This is a genomic window from Clostridium sp. HV4-5-A1G, assembly GCF_900184915.1.
In the GTDB taxonomy this organism is placed as follows: Bacteria; Bacillota; Clostridia; order Clostridiales; family Clostridiaceae; genus Clostridium_B; species Clostridium_B aromativorans.
The window spans coordinates 1-1362 of the sequence record NZ_FXYI02000340.1 but is presented as its reverse complement, the minus strand read 5'-3'; the positions used below and the strand labels follow the sequence as shown (position 1 = coordinate 1362).

Genomic DNA, 1362 nt, shown 5'->3' with positions numbered 1-1362 from the left:
AGGTTGCACAATAGGAAATTCCTCTTCCTCTCAATTCTTTCTCATTTTTAAAACCTGACAGCCTTGGATTTGCACCTGTGGCAATTATTATTGTCCTAGCTCTATAGACATCTTTTTTACTCTTTAAAACTTTAATTACACCCTCAATGTCAACATCTAATATCTCATCTTTAGCAAATTTTACACCAAAGTTCAAAGCTTGATTTTTCATTCTCTCGCTTAAACTCGTTCCCGTACAATTCTCAATGGAACCTGGATAATTCTCGAGTTCATCCGTTGTAGTTATCTGTCCTCCATATTTTGCCCTCTCTATCAGCAAAGTGTCCATTTTAGATCTCGCTGCATAGAGACCTGCCGATAGACCTGCTGGCCCTCCTCCAATTATTATGCAATCATATATATGTTCCATTTTATACCTCCTGACATTGTTAAAATACAAACAATTTTTTCTATTAAAGCACCCACTTATTTTAGTCTTACAACAGCTATAATTATACTCTTACCCCTATAAATTTATTAGAGATTATACTTTACTAAATCATAGTCTATCAAAGAAAAATCATCTAATATCTTTTTACTCCAATGTGAAATACCATGATTTTTTAAAAATTTTTCAGTAGTGAGAATCCCCCTTTCTATATAGTTCAAGGACTTAATATCCACAGTATTTCCAACTCTTTTAGTTATTATGATAGTTCTATATGGAATTTCATTAGGCTTTATGCCACTTACAAGCGGATGGGTCAATAATATATGTTTCCCATGTATATAATCTCTAACTCTTTCCAATACATCTACAGTAGTGCCATTTATAAAATCTATTTTATATTTATCTGCCAGCTTCTCTCTACACATAGGATTATTAGTAACTACTATTATAGGTTCTATCATATTATTTTTTCCTTTCAAAATTTTCAGTTAAATGCATATAAAATTAAGGACAGGGTAAAAGAGTTCTCTTTTACCCTGTCCTTTTTACCTGAGAGATTTACTCCTTCGGTGCCAAAAGCTTTCCAGAGTTTCGTCCTTTTTCGGTCCTTTGGCCTGAGAGATTCACATTATTTAAGAGAAATAATACTTACTCCTTCGGCTATCCACTTAAGGATACTATAGAACAATTTCTACAGTTAAGTAGTCTTCAAAGAAAATTTCTATGAAACCTTTCTTTATATCTCAAGAAAAGCAGCCAATATGCAAAATCATTTTGCGTATTGCTTAAATTTCTACTTAATCTCCCGAAAAATTCATCCAACTTATAATTATTTTTTATTTACTTTAATTATATATTACCTCTGAATACTTTTCTATATATTCCAATAAGATTCTATATTCCATTTTTTTATACAATCTATAATATTATTG

2 protein-coding genes and 2 riboswitches are annotated in these 1362 nt (G+C 31.1%); both genes read right to left on the bottom strand.

Annotated features, from left to right (window positions below; all coding sequences use genetic code 11):
* Positions 1-409, bottom strand: a 409-nt coding sequence (locus J5G60_RS18345; RefSeq protein WP_150358797.1) for an NAD(P)/FAD-dependent oxidoreductase, incomplete at its 3' end; no start/stop codon positions are given.
* Between the two features lie 107 nt (positions 410-516).
* Entirely contained in the window at positions 517-891 is a 375-nt protein-coding gene (locus J5G60_RS18340; protein ID WP_150358798.1) for a GrdX family protein, read from the bottom strand.
* A 72-nt stretch (positions 892-963) separates the two neighbouring features.
* Positions 964-1020: riboswitch (glycine riboswitch) on the bottom strand.
* 2 nt (positions 1021-1022) lie between these two features.
* Positions 1023-1123: riboswitch (glycine riboswitch) on the bottom strand.
* Positions 1124-1362 lie beyond the last annotated feature (239 nt).

Excerpts from the sequence above, each read along its gene's own strand:
- J5G60_RS18340 (WP_150358798.1), bottom strand. The coding sequence starts at position 891 with ATGATAGAACCTATAATAGTAGTTACTAATAATCCTATGTGTAGAGAG.